The following is a 19,439-nucleotide window of genomic DNA, read 5'->3' as shown; positions in this document are numbered from 1 at the left end:
TTATTCGCGTGTATTCGCGTTCATTTGCGGACTCACATTATTTAAGCCAAATCAGAACAGATTATAAGTAATCAATTTGATGAGAACATTGAACTGCTGCTGCGAAGAGTTTGATTTGTATTTTTATCCGCAAATGCACGCAAATATACGCCAATGATTTTGCAATGAACGACTTGTTATTTATTCGCGTGTATTCGCGTTCATTTGCGGACTCACATTATTTAAGCCAAATCAGTACAGACTATGAGCAATCAATTCGAAGAAAATATTGAACTGCTGCCGTTAAAGGAGTTTACCGAGCGGGCGTATCTTGATTATTCGATGTACGTCATCATGGATCGGGCGTTGCCGCACGTGGGTGACGGGCTCAAACCGGTGCAGCGGCGTATTGTCTATGCCATGTCCGATCTCGGGCTCAAGGCGGGTTCGAAATTCAAGAAGTCCGCGAGAACGGTCGGTGATGTACTGGGTAAGTTCCATCCCCACGGCGACAGCGCCTGCTATGAAGCGATGGTCCTCATGGCGCAGCCGTTCTCCTATCGTTATCCATTGTTGGAAGGCCAGGGCAACTGGGGCTCGCCGGATGATCCCAAATCCTTCGCGGCCATGCGTTATACCGAAGCACGGCTGTCCCGCTACGCGGATCTGTTGTTGTCCGAGCTGGGGCAGGGAACGGCTGACTGGGTGCCCAATTTCGACGGCACGATGAGTGAACCGGAAGTTCTGCCCTCCCGGGTTCCGCATGTTCTGATGAACGGAACGACCGGCATTGCCGTGGGAATGAGTACCGATATTCCGCCGCATAATCTGACCGAACTGCTTAACGCGTCGGTCCATCTGCTGGAAAATCCCAAGACCACCATCAAGGAGCTTTGCAAGCACCTGCCCGGGCCGGACTATCCTACCGATGCGGAGATTATTACACCGAAAGCCGATCTGGTGAAAATGTATGAAACCGGTCACGGTTCCATCCGCATGCGGGCCCGCTACGAGCGGGAGAAGGATGACATCATCATTACCGCGCTGCCACATCAGACCTCGCCGGCGAAGATACTGGAACAGATTGCCGCGCAGATGCAGGCCAAAAAATTGCCGATGGTGGTGGACCTGCGTGACGAGTCGGATCACGAGCATCCGACCCGCCTGGTGATCGTGCCACGCTCCAACCGGGTGGACGCGGATGAAGTAATGACCCATCTGTTTGCGACCACTGATCTGGAGCGGACTTACCGGGTCAACATGAACGTCATCGGCCTCAATGGTCGACCCGGCGTACGTCATCTCAAAGACCTGCTCAATGACTGGCTGACCTTCCGCACCGATACCGTGCGCAGGCGTCTGGAATATCGTCTGGACAAGGTCAGCAAGCGCTTGCACATCCTCGATGGCCTGATGATCGCTTATCTCAACATTGATGAGGTGATCAAGATTATTCGCGAGAATGACAAGCCCAAGCCGGTCTTGATGAAACGCTTCAAACTGTCGGATGAACAGGCCGAAGCGATCCTCGAGCTCAAATTGCGGCATCTTGCCAAGCTCGAAGAGATGAGTATTCGCACCGAACAACAAGAGCTGAAAGAGGAACAGGCCGAGCTGGAGAAAATCCTGAGCTCCAAACAACGTCTCAAGACACTGGTAAAGAAGGAACTCAAGGAAGTCGCGAAGGAATACGGCGATGAGAGGCGCTCACCGATCGTGAGCCGTGAAGCGGCCCAGGCACTGGATGTTACCGAACTGGTCAGCGCCGATCCGGTGACGATCGTCTTGTCGGAAAAAGGCTGGATTCGGACCGCCAAAGGACATGAGATGGATCCGACCGAGCTTAACTACAAATCCGGCGATGCCTATCTGAACAGCGCGCGTGGCAAGTCCAATCAGCTGGCCGTGGTGATCGATTCCACCGGGCGCACCTATGCCTTGCCCGCACACACCCTGCCGTCTGCCCGAGGCCAGGGAGAGCCGTTGACCGGTCGTCTGAGTCCGCCGTCCGGTGCCATCTTCTGTGGTGTGGTGACCGGCAGCGCCGATCAACTCGTATTGCTGGCGACCAGCCATGGTTACGGGCTGGTCGCGAAACTGGAAGACATGATTACCCGCAACAAAAAGGGCAAGGCGATGCTGAAAGTCCCGGACGGGGCAAAGGTTCTGCCGCCGGTGCCGGTAACAGACATGGAGACCTACTGGGTGGCCATGGTCTCCAATGAAGGCAAGTTACTCATTCACCATGTGGCCGAATTGCCGGTATTGCCCAAGGGCAAGGGCGTCAAGATTATGAATATCCCCCCGGCCAAAGCGAAAAGCGGCCAGGAATATGCCACGGCAGTGACAGTGCTGGAGGAACAGGAGAGCCTCAAGATCTACTCGGGCAAAAGACACAAGGTGCTCAAGCCGGAAGAAATGGAACCTTATGAAGGCGAACGGGCCCAGCGGGGTATCAAACTACCGCAGGGATTCCGTAACGTGACACGCATGGAGCCGGTGGAAGAGTAACAAGCCAGCTGCTACCTAATATGACGAAAGCCCCGGAGGGGGCTATGCCAGGGAGAGGTGCGTCCCACGCACCGTACTCCTGGTCACGATGATGTCCGGCTATATATAATACTCTCGCAAAGATGCAAATAGGCAGAGCGCGCCGAGTATGAGCCATGGCCGATCTCCTGGCGCCGTGGCGTCTTTGCGAGAGACAGGCTTTTTCCTATTACTTCACACCAGACCAGACCAGAACAGGTATCACCGCCGAAATACCGAACCCTGTCGACTGGCAGTGAAAAGTCTCAGTTTTGCAGGGCCGGCGGGCTAACCACACTGCCTTCCTGCTGCAGACGCTGAAGTTTTTCGAGTACTCGCCGGGCACGTTCGATGTGTGCTTCCAGTTGCTGATTGCCCGGGTCGATGCTGTGCAGTGATTCCCAGATTTGCAGTGCCTGCTGTATCTTTCCCTGGCTGTACAGACGGCGTGCCGACTCCATGCGCTGATTGATGCCTTCCTGCAAACGTTTGCGGAGATTGTCGAGCAGCTCCAGTGTTTCATCGTCCAGTGTACCGTACTGTCCCGAACTCTGCAGGCGATCCCGGGCCCGTTGCAGATTATCCAGACTGTTGCCCTGTCTGAGCTCGGCCATGAGATCAGTAATCCGGTTTTTATATCGGGTAAGGCGGGCTTCGCGCGCCTCCCCGATGCGCTCGCGAATACTGGCCAGTCGCGGGTCTTGTTTTAATGCCGGCTTCAGGCGCTCCGCCAGAAGCACACACTGACGTGCCAGATTAATGTTGTCGGCACTGTCCGCCGTCAGTGCGCATTCAACCAGTGCTTGTGTTGTCCGCCGCTGATCGCTTTCGTAGTCGCGGATGCCGTCAACAGAACGGTAATTATCCGGAAGGGCCGCTTTGACCCGGCTGTAAATGGAGGCATTTTGTTTCAGCCAGTTGCCTTTGTTAATTAACAGCCGGGTTTCAAGGGCCGCCAGGTATGTCTGACGTTTTTTAATAAAATCATCATATGCGTTTTCCAGTGCTTCACTATCAGGGTACTTACGCAATGCTTCCTGATAGAGTTGAGAGGCGTTATACCACTCGTTTCTGGCAACGAGCTGCCGCGCACGCGCGATAGTTTCTTTTTCCAGTTTTGCCGCCAGCGACAGGATTCGTGCCTTTTGTTTCATCAACAGGGCGTAATTACGGTTATCCTCGCGGACATGTTCCAGGGTGTCCAGAGCCTTGCCATATTGTTCCTCTTCAATCCACTGGTCGATTTTTTCCGGCAGATTGGAATCAAAGGAGTGCAGGTAGGCACAACCTGTGAAGGAGAGGGTGAGGCTGAAAATGACAAGGATGCGAAGAAAATTCATGCAACACTTTTGCCGGATAGAATCTCACGCAACTGGGAATCCATGGTGGCCCGGTAAGTTTGCGTGATATCGTTGACGATATATGTGGAGACAGGTTCGGCAATACCTCGCAGGTGAATGGATTTGTGTTTCTGAGCCAGCACACGCCAGTTGATGTCACTGTCCTTGTAGAAAGGCTCGGTGATGATGATCTGTCCCTTTTCGGCAACCGTGTGAAGTCGGGAGGCCAGATTGACTGCCTCGCCAACGACGGTGTATTGCATGCGTTCGGGAGAACCCATGTTTCCGGCAAGCATGACTCCGCTATTGACTCCGATGCGGAAGTAGACCGGGTATTTCCCGTCTCGTATCCTTCGGGCATTCAGGGTTTCAACCAGGCGTTGAATCATGACGGCGCAGGCGATGGCATTGAATTTGTGTTCTTCATCGTTGTCCGGAATGCCGAATACAATCATCGCGCAATCACCCATGTATTTGTCAATCGTGCCGCGATAAAGCTGGCTGACCATGGAAATATACGAGAAGTATTCATTGAGCAGGTCGGCGACCTCATCCGGCGGGAGTTTTTCCGACATACTGGTAAAACCGACAATATCGGCAAACAGTACACTGCCATCCATATGTTTACCACCAAGATGAACCGAGTCAAGATTGGAAAGAATCTGTTTGGCAACATTGGGTGAGACATAGCGCGAAAACGCACTTTCCACCTGGTTTTTTTCCAACAAGCCTTTTGCCATGTCATTGAAGGCTGAGGTTAGATAACCGATTTCATCGTTACGCCGTTCCTGAATACGGTAGCCGTAGTTGCCGCTGCCAATCGCCTTACTGGCATTCATTAGCTGGTGTATCGGACGAGACAGGCGGTCCCCCATTATGAAGGCAATAATAATACCGAGGATAATCATAAGAATGGTCGCGGCTGCAATGGCACTGATCGTGTGCTGGATTGACTCGTTCAGTGCCTCTTTACTGAAACTGACCAGGGCGTGGCCGGCGATGACCCCTTGAAAGCGAACAGGTGTCATGAAAGCGACCGCGCTGGTGTATGTACCGGCATCGCTGGATGACTGCCAGGGCACACTGTAGCTGTTATTGCCAATCCGGGTCGATTCACCGTACAGGTTGATAATATCCCCGGAGGGGTTAGCTCCGGAGGACGCAAGTACCTCGCCGTTGTCGGAATAAATCGCCGCGCCGAGCACGTTTTCATTAGTCCCCAGGTTGCTGATCACAACCATCAGGCTCAGCGTGTCGTCCGACAGGACCAGTTCCTTTGAGGATTCGGCGACCTGGTTGACCATGGTCTGACCAAACTCATCCATCTGGCCACGCAATAATTCGGTCTGATTGGTCACGATAACCAGCCCAAGTAGAATCATCCCGCCGCTGATAAGCAGCGTAATAATCAGGGACAGTTTATAGGCAATGGGGAAATATTCCGGCAGCCGGTCGTGGACAAGCCGACGCAGCCGGAAGCCGGTGCGCGCTCGCCAGCGTTTGATGCGATGAATGATGCTGCGTTGTGCCGGGGGTGAAGCCATAATTTCCTGTTATCCGGGTGGTCAAGCCTATGCCATATGCGCCATGGCCAGATTCGCTGGCCGGGGCTGCCGGATGTTCCTCCGATTTGGTGAATCTGGTCCTTCCCAGAGAGGTATAATCCCCTATATATTAAAGCATAATCGGCCGGGTTGCGCCTACGCGTGAGGAATCCGGCGCCCCGCCGACAATTTTGTGATCTGTGTCATAAAATATCGAGAAGGAGCGCAAAGGCTTGAAAAGGTTAGTACAGACAGGTGCGCAAGGTTGAGGTTATGACGGGATGGCTCAAGTCACTCGTCATGCTGACGGCGAGCGCCGTGGCGCTGTTCCTCGGCGGCTTCCCTTGGCTGTGGTTATTGTATAGGCAGGGCTGGGAGCCGGGTACTCTGTCGCTGCCAGGATTATTGACCGCTCTGATCTTCGCCGCCGGCCTGATCTCTCTTCTTGTTCCCTGGCTGTACTGCCGGCAAATTCTCAAGGCCCGTCAGCTGCAACAACCACTCAGTGGCCTGGAACAGTGGTTGCATACCACATCATTCCGCCTGGCCTTGCGGCGCGAGATAAGCCCGCCACGAATCGCCATTTATCCTTCCCGCGAATTTAATGCCTTCGCCCTGGGATTGCGCCGCCACAAGGCAACGCTCGTTCTGAGCGAAGGGCTGGTGCACGGATTGAATCCGCGGGAACTGGAGTCGGTTCTGGCACATGAGATCAGTCATATTGCCAATGGCGACGTACAGGTTCTGGCCCTGTTGCAAGGCGTGTTGACGGTTTTCATCGAACTGCCGGCCAGAATGCTTGATACACTGGCAAGGAAGGTCTGGCCGGGCTATGCCGCCGGCGGTGCGGTTTTCTGGGCGAGCGTGGTGGTATTGCAGCTGGCGGGAGGTTGGCTGGCCAGTGTGCTGATTATGCATTTCAGCCGGCATTGCGAATACCGGGCCGATCGCCAGGCCGCCGAACTGGTCGGTCACAGGCAAATGCGCGCTGCTCTGCGTTATCTTGACAGCATGATGACATCCGGTCAGGGTGGGCAACTGGCGGCATTTGGTTTGTCCGGACGTCTTAAATTTCGTTTCATGCAGTTGTTTAACAGCCACCCCATGCTGTTTGAGCGACTGGCGGCCTTGCGCCTGCTCGATGATCGGCGCGAGGACAAGCTCTCTGGTCATACACTGACATGACTTAACAGTAAACAAAAATAAACCGAGGAGTTCGTATGTCTTTGATTCGCCCGTTTGCCGGCCTGCGGCCGGTACCGGAACATGCTGATGATGTTATCGCCCCGCCCTATGATGTATTAAATACTGAAGAGGCCAGACAGAAAGCCGAGGGCCGTCCTTACAGTTTTTTGCATATATCCAAACCGGAGATCGATCTACCTGAAGGGACAGATCCCTATTCCGATCAGGTCTACAATCAGGGCGCTGATAACCTGCAAAAACTGATAGACAAAGGCGTGCTGATGAGAGAGCCGCAGGAATGTTATTACCTGTATGAGTTACAGATGAATGATCATATCCAGACCGGCCTGGTGGCTGTCGCCTCTGTTGCCGAATATGATCGCAACCGGATTCGCAAGCATGAATACACTCGACCGGACAAGGAGGCTGACCGGGTCAGGCAAATTGACGCATTGAATGCCCAGACCGGTCCGGTATTTCTGACTTATCGGCATAATGCCGCCATTGATTCGCTAACCGACAGAATCAGCCAGTCCTCACCGCTTTATGATCTGACCGCCGATGACGGCGTGCGTCATAGACTCTGGCGCGTTACCGGGGAGAAGGATATTGATCTCATCACAGAAACCTTTGAGGCAATGAATTGTCTGTACATTGCAGACGGCCATCATCGTTCGGCGGCTGCATCGCGAGTGGCCGAAATGCGCAACAGCGGGTCACATGAAGATGGCGAGGCCAGCTACGACTATTTTCTGTCAGTCATTTTCCCGGACAATCAGATGAACATCCTGGACTATAACCGGGTAGTGCGGGATCTCAACGGTCTGGAACAGGCCGAGTTTTTGAAACAGCTGGAGGAGCGGTTTGACGTGCAAACCAGTGAGCAACAGGTCAAACCCGCCCGTTCTGGCGAGTTCGGTATGTACTTGTCGGGACAATGGTACCGTCTGACTATCAAGTCGGCACAGATTCCGGAGCAGGACCCGGTTGGGCGTCTCGATGTCAGTCTGTTACAAAACAACCTGATCGAGCCGGTACTGGGGATAAATGATCCGCGCCGTGACAAGCGCATCGACTTTGTCGGTGGTATACGCGGTCTTGGCGAACTGGAAAAACGGGTCGACAGTGGTGAAATGCAGGTGGCCTTTGCCCTCTATCCGACCGCCCTGTCCGAGCTGATGGCAGTCGCTGACGCCGAAGAGGTGATGCCACCCAAATCCACCTGGTTCGAACCCAAACTGGCCGATGGGCTGGTCTCTCACGTACTGGATTGATCAGGGAGAAGTCGGGTAGGAATATAAATCAAAAGCCTTCCTCGAAGTCATAACTGAGGCTGGTATCGGGTTCTTGCAGGAAATGACCCTGGAAGAAGTCGATACTGCACTGCCAGAGTACGGCCAGACTGTTGGCATCCTCGACGCAGGCGGCGATGGAGCGCATGCTGCGCTGGCCGGCTTCGTTGGTGATTTCCTTGACCTTGTCCTGATGTTCGACATTCTGGGCGAGGTTCTGAATCAGGCTGGCGTGGATCTTGAGGTAGTCGACGGGCAGTTGCTTGATAGACTGGAAGGTATTCTGCTCGATGCCGAAATTCTCCAGCGCCGTGCGGCAATTGAGTTGTTTGAAGGCATCGACGAGTGCCTTTGCGGCATTGATATTGTTCAGTGCCGTGTCCTCGCTCAGCTCGAATACCAGCAGCGTGGCATCCAGACGCAGTGACTTGATGCGATCTGAAACCCAGGGAATGAATTCCGGATCGATTAGCGAACCCTGGGATATTTTGATGAAAAAGCGGGTTTGCTTCTGTTGCTGGGTCCGCTCGGCCAATACTTTAAAGGTGTTGGCAATGACCCAGCGGTCGATATATTTCATCAGATCCGCCTGATTGGCGGCGGGGATGAATTCCGACGGTGGCAAATCCTCCCCTTGCTCGTCCAGCATGCGAACCAGCACTTCATAGTGTTCGCCGGTTTCACCATGCAGGCTGACTATCGGTTGGTAGAGCAACTTGAACTGATTGTGTTTGAGTGCTTCCTTGATGCGGTGTGACCAGTGGGCGATCTGCTCCTGCTCCTCGAGATCTTCCACAGCCGGGTTATAGACATAATACTGATTACCGCCGGCTTTCTCGGCGGCGTGGAAACCCTTGATAGCGCGATTGATAGCTTCCTGGGTGTTTTTGACGGTTTCGTTGATATGCGCAAGACCGATACTGGCCTTGGCATTGACCAGCTTGCCATTGATATCCGAGGAGTGATCCTGGATCAGTTTGACCAGTCCGCCGGCGATTTTTTCCGCCTGCTTGAGATCGGTACCGGTCAGCAAAAATGTGAAGTGGTGGCCTTCAAAGCGGGCCAGGGTACCCATGTTGCCCACTTTTTCCTTGAGCATACCGGCGATGTCGGTCAGTAGCAGATCGGCACCGGAGATACCATGTTCTTCCTTGTGTTTTTCGAACTCGTCAATCACGAGATACAGTAGTGCCCCCTGGGCCTTGTCCTCGACGGTTTTGGCGACAACCTTGTCGACCTGCTCCAGAAAATAGTTGCGATTATAGAGGCCGGTCAGCAGGTCCTGTTTGCTCAGGACATTGAGTTGTTTTTCCAGCTCCTTGGTGGTGGACTGATCGCGAATAATGATCTGCGAGCAGGCTTCGCCTTCCATACTGGCAGTGGAGAATTCCATAATGATCTTGAATTTGTTGCCGTCGAGCGTTTGACCGTGCACTTCCAGAGTGTCGTCGGTGCTCTGGCCCTTGGAATACTTGCGCAGGAACTCCTTCATTTTGGCATGGTCTTCGCTGCTGACCATATCCAGAATGGGCACGCCTTCGATATCCTCCAGCGTGTCATACCCAAACATCTTGAGGTAGGCGTTATTGGCATAGATATGCATGCCATCGTGTACGTAGGAAATGGCATCCCGCGAGTTGTCGATCAGATCCCGGGCGCGCTTTTCTGATTCATGCAGCATTTTTTCGCTGCGCCGCAGGCCGCGCCGGTTTTTCAGATCGGTCACTTCGCGCTTGATAACCAGCTTGAGCCGTTCGTTCTGGCCCAGTTCCAGGCTGTCCCGGGCACCGGATTGCATGGCTTCCAGCGCGTTGTCGATTTCACCTGACGGAGTGACAACAATGACCGGAATATCGCGTCCAGATTTGATGATATATTCGATCACCTGTTTCGCGGTGATCAACGGCGTGGCCTGTTTGGCCAGAATGATATCCACCGGGTTTTCCTCAAGGGCTTTTTCGAGATCTTCCTCGTCCTCGACGCGAATATCCCGGATGATGTGCCCGGCATTGCGCAGGGTATTGATCAGCCCTTCGGCTTCCTCGCTATTGTCGAAGATGGTCAGGAGTCTTAGAAGGTCCGCGTCACTCACCGTGAATCCCTTAGCTGTTTGATTTTTCTTGTATTAACCGGTTTTCCGTAGCGGCTATCATGTCACTGTTCAGGCGTGCGGGGCAAGCCGCTTCCCGCCTGAATAAGCTATCGGCTGCGGGGTTGAGGAGCTTGAGAGGGGTTGGAAGGGATTAGATGCTGGACCAGACCTGCGAGAGGGTATCTTCTTCCGCTTTATTGTTCTCCTTGCGTTCCGTGTCCTGCGATTGGGGCTGGAACTGGAACTGGGCAAACAATCCGGTATTTTGCAGAGCGTGAGTGAGGACCACTGGCATCTCCTTGCCCAGGATGTTGATCACGGCGTGCTGTCCGGGGCGCCAGGGCACCGGGCCGGTGATCAGCGTGGCGGGCTGATGCATGGCACGAATCTCGGGTAGCATCAGGGTGCGCTGGTAATTTTCCGGATTGTTGCTGGCGGCGGCCGGGCGAATGCCGACAGCGGCGGCCGCCGGATTGAGCATTTCGATGCCCATTTGCACGGTCTTGCCGGCCGAGTCCTTTGGCTGTTCGGCGGCAAACTTCAGCCAGCGTATTACCCCGATGCCCCATTTGAGGGTCTTGCCATTCTGGCCGCGACGGATACCCACCAGCTCGCCGACCTGGGCCTGGGTGGTATCGTCATCATGGTATTCCAGACAATAGCCGCTGGCACTTTCATTGAGTATCAGCCAGCTGCCGGCCTGATAGTGGCCGGCATCCGGATCCAGGCCCGATTCATCGGCCTCGGGAGGCGCCTCGTGGCGGGCCAGTTCCTCATTGACCAGGGGCATGATGCTGCTGGTATCGAAGCTGGCGGTGTCGGTCTGATAAATCATGTCCCAGACATCGTGCTGCGGCTCATTGAGGCTTTTGATTTCCTGGCTTTCATAGTGGGCGCGATGCTCAAACAGGTCCCGCTTGCCGTGGTGGCGCCGCGCCAGGTGGTTGAGAAAGCGGTGGGTGGCGCTCAGGCCGATGGTGACCTCCACCGCCTCCTGTTTCGGGCTGCGCGGGAAACTGCGTTTGGCTTCGGCCCCCCAGGCCACCAGGAGACGGCGCATCAGATCATGGGAGAGATCGGGGCGCCCCAGATCGACACTGGTCAGGGTCGTGGAGACGACCTCTTCATTATTGCGAATCTCATCGCGCAGCAGCTGCGTCAGCCGATCGGTAGCCAGAATGCGGTAGTAGGGCTGGCGTTCCTCGCGGATAACTGAATAGGCCGCGGGGCGGGGTGCGGCATCTCGGTCGAGCCGCACCAGAAAACGGGGCTGGGTGTCGCCGGTGTTCGACAAGTTCAGGGGACGTAGCTCCAGTCGCTGGGTCCAGCGTTCCAGCGCGGTGTAGATCTTGAGGATTTCTCCCTGGCGCAGCTGGTAAGGCGAAGCCAGCGCCAGTAACAGCAGCCGCAGATATTCGCTCAGCGGGCTGGTCTTGTCGCCGTTCTGGTGTTGATAGTCGCTCACCACGGTTTTGTGCAGTTTGCGCGCTTCGGCGCAGGCGTACAGCTTGTGTAACTCTTGCCAGGTACCGGACCCGCAAGGGCTGTAAATCTGATAGACGGTGACCAGGTTGCGGCCGGTATAGAACAGGGCCCGTTGCAACAGCGTGGCCAGCAGTTTCTTATCCTGAAACAGGGGATGGGTACGGCTCATTTCCTCAATGGCGATTTTGTAACCGGTGGCCATGGCCGCGTAAATTTCCCGCGTGGCGGCGGCAATCTTGCGATTTTTATCCGGCAGGGGAAAGGTCATGCCCAGAAAGTGCTTGCGCATCGAATCGGTCACATAGTGGACCGGTTCGCGCATCTGCTCGAGGAAACGAAAGCGTTCCACAAACGGGTAACGTAACTGGTTGGTCTGGTCCAGGCGCTGATAGATCTGGCGGGCGGTTTCGCCCAGGTTCGCCTTGGGCAGGCTCTGTAGCCAGGCCTCGACCTTTTTGGGGCGCAGGCTCGGATCCTGCCGGGTCGGCTTGTGCTGTTCGGGTATCTCCAGTCCTGCTGCTCGGCTCACGGGCCACTCCTTTTTCTTTTTTTTATCCCTTCCCTGAGACTTTCAATACCATAAATTGTGGGCTATGTCACAAGTCGCCAGGGCGATATGGTTAAATTTTGCGCTTGTACAGAGTGCCGCAGGGGCGGGAAATGACCGGCGGTGGGGGGTATCAGACCAGTGGTGTCTTGGCGGGTGCACCGGCCTGCTCGCGTACCAGGCGTGGGACCAGATAACCCGGCAAGCGGTTGCGCAGCGCCGTTTCCAGCGTCCGCGCCCGGCTGTCGTCGACAGCAAAATGGGCCGCGCCCTGTACCGGGTCCAGCTGATGCAGATAATAGGGCAGCACGCCGGCGGCAAACAGCGCCTCGCTCAGGCCGGCCAGGGCCGATTCGCTGTCATTGACGCCGCGCAGCAGGACGGCCTGATTAAGCAACGTGATCCCGGCCTGACGCCATGGGACGAGCACCTGTCGGACGTTGGCGTCGATCTCATTGGCGTGATTGGCGTGAATGACCAGGATGACCTGTTGGGGCAGCGCGCTCAACAGACCCAGCAGGTCGCCGGTGAGTCGCTCGGGCAGAATCACGGGATAGCGGGTGTGCAGGCGCACTCGCTTGAGGTGAGGCACGTTTTGCACGGCCTCCAGCAGGCCGGCGAGACGGTGGTCGGCCAGGCTCAGCGGATCCCCGCCGCTGAGGATCAGCTCCTCGATACTCTCATCCGCCAGCAGGTAATCGCGGACCTGTTGCCAGCGCTCGGGCATGGGGTTGGCCCGGGTATAGGGAAAATGGCGCCGGAAGCAGTAGCGACAATGAATCCCGCAGGCTCCGGTGGCGACTACCAGTGCCCGACCGTGGTACTTGTGCAGAACGCCCGGACGCGCCATGGCTGACAGATCACCGACCGGATCGGCCACATACCCCGGCGCGGGGAGTCCCTCCGCCTCCAGCGGCAACACCTGACGCAGCAACGGATCCTGCGGATCGCCGACCCGCATGCGGGCCACGTAGCCGCGGGGCACCAGCAAGGGAAAGTCCTGCCCGGCCGCGTCGGCACCCGCCAGCAGGCTGTCGGGCAGTTGCAGGGTCGCCAGCAGCTCACGGGGATCCCGAATGGCCCTGGCCAGAGATTTTTGCCAGTCGGCGGTATGCCACAGGGGGGGAGTTCGCGTTATCATAGGGGATTCGAGTTTTAATGGCTTGATTGCCGCCCCAGTGTACCGGATTCGCCGGTGCGGGTAACGACCGAGATAACCCGTATAGCAAGGAAACGAGGACCTCCATGGCAACCTATAGCACCAATGAATTCAAAAGCGGTCTCAAGATTATGCTCGACGGAGATCCCTGTACGATTATCGAAAACGAGTTCGTCAAACCCGGTAAGGGGCAGGCCTTCAACCGGGTCAAGATCCGCAATCTGCTGACCGGCCGGGTGCTGGAAAAAACCTTCAAGTCGGGCGATTCGGTCGAGGCGGCCGATGTCATGGATACCGATATGCAGTACCTGTATAACGACGGCGAGGCCTGGCATTTCATGCACCCGGAAACCTTTGAACAGGTCGCCGCGGATGAAAAGGCCGTGGGTGATGCCGCCAAGTGGCTCAAGGAACAGGACGTCTGTACCGTGACCCTGTGGAACGGTAATCCCATCAGTGTCATGCCACCCAACCACGTGGTGCTGACCATTGCCCAGACCGATCCCGGCGTCAAGGGCGACACCGCCAGCGGTGGCGGCAAACCGGCCACTACCGATACCGGCGCGGTGGTACGGGTCCCGCTGTTCATCGAGGAAGGCGAACAGATCAAGGTAGATACCCGCAAAGGGGAATACGTCGGTCGCGTGAAGGAGTGATCCTTAACCCATGAGCACGGACAGGGACTGGCGACCGGGTGCCGATGTCGCGGTCCTGCAAAAGCGGGCCCGCATGCTGCAACAGCTGCGGACCTTTTTTGCGCAACGCGATGTGCTGGAGGTCGAGACACCAATCCTGCAACGCCAGGCCGTTACCGATGTGCACATCGACAGTCTACGCATCCCGCTGGACGGTGCGGACGGTTATCTGCACACCTCTCCCGAATACCCGATGAAACGGCTGCTGGCCGCCGGCAGCGGGCCCATCTATCAGGTCTGCAAGGTGTTTCGCGCCGGCGAGGCCGGTCGCCGCCACAATCCCGAATTCACGCTGCTCGAATGGTACCGGCCCGGGTTCGATCATCACGCGCTGATGCACGAACTGGAACAGCTGGTCAGAGTCTTGCTGGCCGATGCCTGCTCGCTGGATGAAACCTGCAAGTTCAGCTATCGCGATCTCTTTCACCATTATCTGCAACGAGATCCCTTTACCTGCTCGGTCGCGGAGTTGCAGCAACTCGCCCGGCAACAGCATATCGATATCGTTGGTAATGAGGTGATGGATCGTGACAGCTGGCTGGACCTGTTACTCACCCACGCGATCGAACCGCAACTGCCCGCCAACCGGCCGGTCTTCATTTATGACTATCCCGCCAGCCAGAGCGCGCTGGCCCGCCTGCAGCAACAGGACAACATCACGGTCGCCAGCCGCTTCGAGCTGTATCTCAACGGCCTGGAACTGGCCAACGGCTATCACGAATTACAGGACCCGGTCGAACAACGCCAGCGCTTCGAGCAGGATCAACAACAGCGGCAGCAACAGGGACGCTTTGTACCGGAGATCGATGAAAAATTTCTCGCCGCCCTCGAACATGGCCTGCCCGACTGCGCCGGCGTCGCCCTGGGGCTCGATCGACTGCTCATGATCGCCTCCGGCTGTGACGACATCCGCGACGTGCTTAGCTTCAGCATTGAACGTGCTTAGTTAGAGTCATGTCATAAACGCGGAGGTCGCAGAGGCGCGGAGACGCGGAGAAAATATTTTTCTGTTTCTCTTTTAAATAAAGTGTGGGCAGTGCGGGGCCGTTTTATCTCTCGACAAGAAGAGGTGTTACATAAACTGTATTAACTGCAAACTTTTATTTATGAAAAGCCGGCAGATAAAGCTGAGCAGATTAAGTTTAATTACTCTGCGCCTCCGCGTCTCCGCGCCCTCCGCGTTATTTCCAGTGTACTAGCTATCCGCACGTGTCCCGAGGAGCTGCCCCATTTGCACATGACCTTCGGCGGTGAGTTGGTCGCTGAAGGTTACCGCGTTCTTGCCGAACAGCAGGATCACCGTCGAGCCCATGTTGAAGCGGCCCATTTCCTCGCCCTGTTGCAGGTGTACGGGGTGCTTGCGGTAATCCCAGTGCTGGACGGTTTTGCCGCGTGGGGGGGTGATGGTGCCGTGCCAGAGGGTGTCGATGCTGGCGACGAAGATAGCGCCGACGAGGATCATGGCCATGGGACCGGCATCGGTGTTGAACAGGCAGATCACCCGCTCGTTGCGGGCAAACAGATCCGGCACGCGGCTGACTGTGGTCGGGTTGACGCTGAACAGTCGTCCCGGCACATAGATCATCTCACGCAGGGTACCGGCCAGCGGCATGTGAATCCGGTGGTAATCACGCGGTGACAAATAGAGGGTGGCGAAGTGGCCATCCTGAAATGTTTGCACAGCCTCGGTGTGATCCGCCAGCAGGTGGGACAGTGAATAGCGATGTCCCTTGGCCTGAAACAGGGTCTCGTATTCCAATCGGCCCAGCTGGCTGACCGTGCCATCGACCGGACAGATGACATTCCCCTCACCGACGGCCAGCGGCCGGGCGTCGGCGGCCAGGGCCCGGGTGAAAAAGTGATTGAAGTCGGGATAGGCGGTCGGATCGGGCTGTTCCGCTTCGCTCATGTCGACCCGGAACAGACGAATAAAGTGCCGGATGAAAAAGTTTTTTAACCAGCGGATACGAATCCGCGTCAAACGCCACATCAGGTGTGAAAGCAGATGATGTGGCAATGCATACTGCAGGGCCACAAACGCGGTCTGCTGTGTGCGGCGCAACAGGGTCAGGGGGGAAAAGCTCATCGTTTAATGATGATGATGTTGATGGTTATCGTGCTGCTGGTCCCGGGCTGACTGGGGTTTGACCTCGAAAGTCACCGGGATCGATTCGCCGCTGGCGGTTTCAAAAGTTATTTCCAGGGTTTCTCCGCGCTTGATGGCCCGCCGGGGCTTCATCAGCATCATGTGCAGGCTACCCGGCTTCAGTTCCACCTGTTTGCCGGCGGGGATGGTCAGACTCTCCTGTTTGATCATGCGCATCATGCCATCCCGCTCGACCATGTCATGAATTTCCACCCGGGCAAAGTCGGAGCAATGGGCGCCGGTGAGTGAGACATCCTCGCTGCCGTCATTGCTGATCCGGACATAGCCGGCCATTACCGGTGCGACCGGCGGCGCCTCGGGGGACCAGGCATTTTCAAAGGTGAGGGGTTGCGCGATGGCCAGGCCAGGGGCCAGGGACGCGACCAGCAAACCGAACATCAGAAGCGGGCGAACTTGCAGCATGATTTTAATCTCCGTAATAGTCTGTGATGATCTGGTAGTTACGCGCCATGGTGGTTGAATCATGGGGCGGGGAAAGCACGGCACGCAAGCGGCCCTGTGGATCGATCAGCAGCACCTGGCCGCTGTGGTTCACGGTGTAGTCGAGGGGATTATCGTTCTTCTTCTCGTCATAACCGTACAATACGCCCAACTGGCCGGTCAGATTGTCGATCTCGTCCAGTTTGCCGGTCACTCCGATAAACGAGGGATCAAAATAGGTCACGTACTGTTTCAGTGTATCCAGGCTGTCACGATCCGGATCGACCGAGATAAAAAACAGTCGCGGATGGCCCGGGTCACCCGGCTCGGTGGGCAGTTTCTGCCAGACGCTTTTCATGGTGTGCAGGGTCGCCGGGCAGATGTCGGGGCAATTGGTAAAGCCGAAAAACAGGAAGCTCCACTGGCCTTCCAGTTGCGCCAGGCCGAATGGTTGCCCGTGGTGATTCTGCAGGGCAAACGGCTGAAGCTGGCGCGCCTCGGGCAGCACTGTCGCTTCCATATTGTCGGGAATGCCGCCACCCTGCTCCTGCAGGGAGAGCCAGACACCCAGCCAGACAGCGATGATGGCCACCAGGGCGATGAGGGGATAACTGACGAACTTGGGGATACGGGTATCAGACATAGCGCTATTATCTCACGAATCAGTGACCAACAGACCCTGGATTAGTCTGTGGCGGGGGAAGAAGGTTCCGAGGCCGGCCAGTCCGGTTTGAATTTTTTGTTTAACCCGGCTAAGGTTAGGAAAAATACCTAAGGAATTACCTCAATGTCAAATATTAACTATCTGATTCCCAAGGGGGAACGCCCGGTCTGGGCGCCGGAGCTCGAAGCCCTGGACGTGTTTGCCGATGGCATGTTGAGTATTCCCCTGCTGGGTGAGGTGACCGCCGGGCTGCCCATGGACCTGTGCGAGCAGGATGAACGGATTTCGGTGCCGGCGAACATGGTGCGCCGCAATACCTACGCTCTGCGGGTGCGCGGCCATTCGATGATCGACGACAATATCCAGGATGGCGATGTCATCGTGATCGAAAAACGCGAGACCGCCGAAAACGGCCAGACCGTGGTGGCCATGATCAACGGCGAGAGCGTGACATTGAAAAAATTCTACGTCGAGCATGACGGTATTCGCCTGCAACCGGCCAATCCCGACATGGAGCCGATTTATATCAAGAACCAGGATGTGCAGATTCTGGGCATTGTCTCGGGAGTCATTCGTTCGGCTGACTGAGCCCTGGTGGTGAAATTTCTCTGCGATGAAATGCTGCAACGGCTTGGTAGCTGGTTGCGGGCCGCCGGATACGACACCCTGATTGAAAGCGATGGCCGCGACGACTATGAACTGCTACGCGAGGCCATCGCCGAACAGCGCCAGTTGCTGACCCGCGATCGCAAACTGCTCGAACACCGCCGCGCCCCCGGCCATGTCATCCTGCTGGACGGTAATAATCTCGAAGCGTGTGCCGCAAGCCTTTCCCACCAGCTGCCCATCGACTGGTTATACCGCCCCTTCACCCGCTGTCTGGTCTGCAATACCGAACTGCGCCCGGCCGACGAGGCCCGACAGGCCACCTTGCCGGCGGATGTGCGCGACCAGACTGGCACGCTATACTGTCCCACCTGTAACAAGGTCTACTGGGACGGCAGTCACGTGCGGCGCATGCGCCATCGCCTCAAACACTGGCAGCAGGCGTTCGGTATGCCCACCCGGGGTGATGCAAAGTAGGGTCTTTTCTGGGGCCTGGTGTCGATCCGGCCGGGACAAGTCGGCAGAAAACTTTTATACTGGACTTTTTTACTCGGCTATTAACCTTCCGCGGAACTTCCCGGAGCAAAAGAACAGGTGTTGTCTATGAAATCATTCATTCCTCCCCACCGGACCCTGATGGGGCCGGGTCCTTCCGATGTCAGTCCGCGGGTCCTGGAAGCCCTGGGGCGTCCGACCATCGGCCATCTCGACCCTGCCTTTATCGGCATGATGGAAGAGATGAAAGAATTGCTGCAGTATGCCTTTGCAACCAAAAATGAACTCACCTTCCCGGTCTCCGCGCCCGGTTCCGCCGGCATGGAGACCTGCTTCGTCAATCTGGTGGAGCCGGGCGACAAGGTGATCGTGTGTCAAAATGGCGTATTTGGCGGGCGCATGAAAGAGAACGTCGAACGCTGCGGCGCCACGGCGATCATGGTCGAGGATGAATGGGGTACTGTGGTCGATCCGCAAAAAGTCGAAGCGGCCCTGAAGGCGAATCCCGATGCCAAGATTGTCGCCTTCGTGCATGCCGAAACTTCCACCGGTGCCCAGTCCGATGCCAGGACCCTCTGCGATCTGGCCCGCCAGCACGATTGTCTGACCATCGTCGATGCGGTCACCTCGCTGGGCGGCACCCCGCTGAAAGTGGACGAATGGGGAATCGATGCTATCTACTCCGGTACCCAGAAATGCCTCTCCGCACCGCCGGGACTCTCACCGGTCAGCTTCAGCGAACGGGCCGCCGAGGTGGTAAAAAACCGTCAAACCAAAGTCCAGAGCTGGTTCCTGGATCTGACCCTGGTGATGGGCTACTGGGGTGGTGGCGGCAAGCGCGCCTACCACCATACCGCACCGATCAATAACCTCTACGGTCTGCACGAAGCGCTGCTGATCCTGCACGAAGAAGGGCTGGAAAACGCCTGGGCCCGGCATCAGCATCATCATCAGGCGCTCAAGGCCGGCCTGGAAGCGATGGGCATGAGCTTTGTGGTTAAAGAAGGTGATCGCCTGCCGCAGCTCAACGCCGTGACGATTCCTGAAGGCGTGGACGATGCCGAAGTGCGTTCCATTTTGCTGAACGACTATAACCTGGAAATCGGCGCCGGGCTCGGCAACCTGGCCGGCAAGGTCTGGCGTATCGGCCTGATGGGCCACGCCAGCAACCCGGCCAACATCGAGTACTGTCTCAACTCGCTGGACGAGGTGCTGAGCAAGATGAACGCGCCGATCAAAA

General features: G+C 56.5%; 16 protein-coding genes. 8 read left to right on the top strand and 8 right to left on the bottom strand.

The annotated features are described in order from the left end of the window. Positions 1-243: 243 nt before the first annotated feature. A complete protein-coding gene (parC, locus tag RI563_RS04090; protein WP_310693075.1) occupies positions 244-2,490 on the top strand; it encodes a DNA topoisomerase IV subunit A in 2,247 nt (748 codons plus the stop codon). A gap of 284 nt (positions 2,491-2,774) precedes the next feature. Here the strand turns inward: parC and RI563_RS04085 are convergent, their stop codons facing one another. Both RI563_RS04085 and RI563_RS04080 read right to left on the bottom strand, forming a co-directional pair. Then, complete coding sequence (locus RI563_RS04085; RefSeq protein ID WP_310693074.1) at positions 2,775-3,848, bottom strand: hypothetical protein; 1,074 nt, start codon at positions 3,846-3,848, stop codon at positions 2,775-2,777. Continuing rightward, complete coding sequence (locus tag RI563_RS04080; protein ID WP_310693073.1) at positions 3,845-5,392, bottom strand: adenylate/guanylate cyclase domain-containing protein; 1,548 nt, start codon at positions 5,390-5,392, stop codon at positions 3,845-3,847. Before RI563_RS04080 ends, RI563_RS04085 begins: the two co-directional genes overlap by 4 nt. A 273-nt stretch (positions 5,393-5,665) precedes the next feature. Here RI563_RS04080 and RI563_RS04075 point away from each other — a divergent pair, with 273 nt between their 5' ends. Together RI563_RS04075 and RI563_RS04070 are read left to right on the top strand one after the other, a co-directional pair. Further along, positions 5,666-6,577 carry a M48 family metalloprotease gene (locus RI563_RS04075; RefSeq protein ID WP_310693072.1) on the top strand — a complete coding sequence of 304 codons (912 nt, stop codon included), beginning with the start codon at positions 5,666-5,668 and terminating at the stop codon, positions 6,575-6,577. Between the two features lie 35 nt (positions 6,578-6,612). Further along, complete coding sequence (locus RI563_RS04070) at positions 6,613-7,851, top strand: DUF1015 domain-containing protein (RefSeq protein WP_310693071.1); 1,239 nt, start codon at positions 6,613-6,615, stop codon at positions 7,849-7,851. A gap of 28 nt (positions 7,852-7,879) precedes the next feature. Here the strand turns inward: RI563_RS04070 and RI563_RS04065 are convergent, their stop codons facing one another. The 3 genes from RI563_RS04065 to epmB form a co-directional block, all read right to left on the bottom strand. Continuing rightward, positions 7,880-9,961, bottom strand: coding sequence for an EAL domain-containing protein (locus RI563_RS04065; RefSeq protein WP_310693070.1), 2,082 nt, complete (start codon positions 9,959-9,961; stop codon positions 7,880-7,882). A gap of 151 nt (positions 9,962-10,112) precedes the next feature. Next, entirely contained in the window at positions 10,113-11,975 is a 1,863-nt protein-coding gene (locus tag RI563_RS04060; protein WP_310693069.1) for a hypothetical protein, read from the bottom strand. A 151-nt stretch (positions 11,976-12,126) separates the two neighbouring features. Further along, positions 12,127-13,134, bottom strand: coding sequence for an EF-P beta-lysylation protein EpmB (epmB, locus tag RI563_RS04055; RefSeq protein WP_310693068.1), 1,008 nt, complete (start codon positions 13,132-13,134; stop codon positions 12,127-12,129). Positions 13,135-13,238: 104 nt separating this feature from the next. Here epmB and efp point away from each other — a divergent pair, with 104 nt between their 5' ends. Both efp and epmA read left to right on the top strand, forming a co-directional pair. After that, positions 13,239-13,808, top strand: a complete 570-nt coding sequence (efp, locus tag RI563_RS04050; protein WP_310693067.1) for an elongation factor P — start codon at positions 13,239-13,241, stop codon at positions 13,806-13,808. 10 nt (positions 13,809-13,818) lie between these two features. Then, a complete protein-coding gene (gene epmA / locus RI563_RS04045) occupies positions 13,819-14,793 on the top strand; it encodes an EF-P lysine aminoacylase EpmA (RefSeq protein ID WP_310693066.1) in 975 nt (324 codons plus the stop codon). Between the two features lie 249 nt (positions 14,794-15,042). On the opposite strand, the gene asd is transcribed toward epmA, so the two are convergent. Genes asd through RI563_RS04030 form a run of 3 tightly spaced genes read right to left on the bottom strand, consistent with a single transcriptional unit; the run spans position 15,043 to position 17,077 of the window. After that, a complete protein-coding gene (gene asd / locus RI563_RS04040) occupies positions 15,043-15,933 on the bottom strand; it encodes an archaetidylserine decarboxylase (protein ID WP_310693065.1) in 891 nt (296 codons plus the stop codon). A gap of 3 nt (positions 15,934-15,936) precedes the next feature. After that, entirely contained in the window at positions 15,937-16,416 is a 480-nt protein-coding gene (locus tag RI563_RS04035; protein ID WP_310693064.1) for a copper chaperone PCu(A)C, read from the bottom strand. Between the two features lie 4 nt (positions 16,417-16,420). After that, entirely contained in the window at positions 16,421-17,077 is a 657-nt protein-coding gene (locus RI563_RS04030) for an SCO family protein (protein WP_310693063.1), read from the bottom strand. 144 nt (positions 17,078-17,221) lie between these two features. On the opposite strand from RI563_RS04030, the gene lexA reads away from it, so the two are divergent. The 3 genes from lexA to RI563_RS04015 form a co-directional block, all read left to right on the top strand. Next, complete coding sequence (gene lexA / locus RI563_RS04025; protein WP_310693062.1) at positions 17,222-17,686, top strand: transcriptional repressor LexA; 465 nt, start codon at positions 17,222-17,224, stop codon at positions 17,684-17,686. Positions 17,687-17,695: 9 nt separating this feature from the next. Then, complete coding sequence (locus RI563_RS04020) at positions 17,696-18,181, top strand: Mut7-C RNAse domain-containing protein (RefSeq protein WP_310693061.1); 486 nt, start codon at positions 17,696-17,698, stop codon at positions 18,179-18,181. 120 nt (positions 18,182-18,301) lie between these two features. After that, a partial coding sequence (locus tag RI563_RS04015; RefSeq protein ID WP_310693060.1) for an alanine--glyoxylate aminotransferase family protein occupies positions 18,302-19,439 on the top strand: 1,138 nt, incomplete at its 3' end.

Source organism: Thiohalophilus sp. (assembly GCF_031581315.1).
Taxonomy (GTDB): Bacteria; Pseudomonadota; Gammaproteobacteria; order UBA6429; family Thiohalophilaceae; genus Thiohalophilus.
This window is presented reverse-complemented; position numbering and strand designations above follow the sequence as displayed.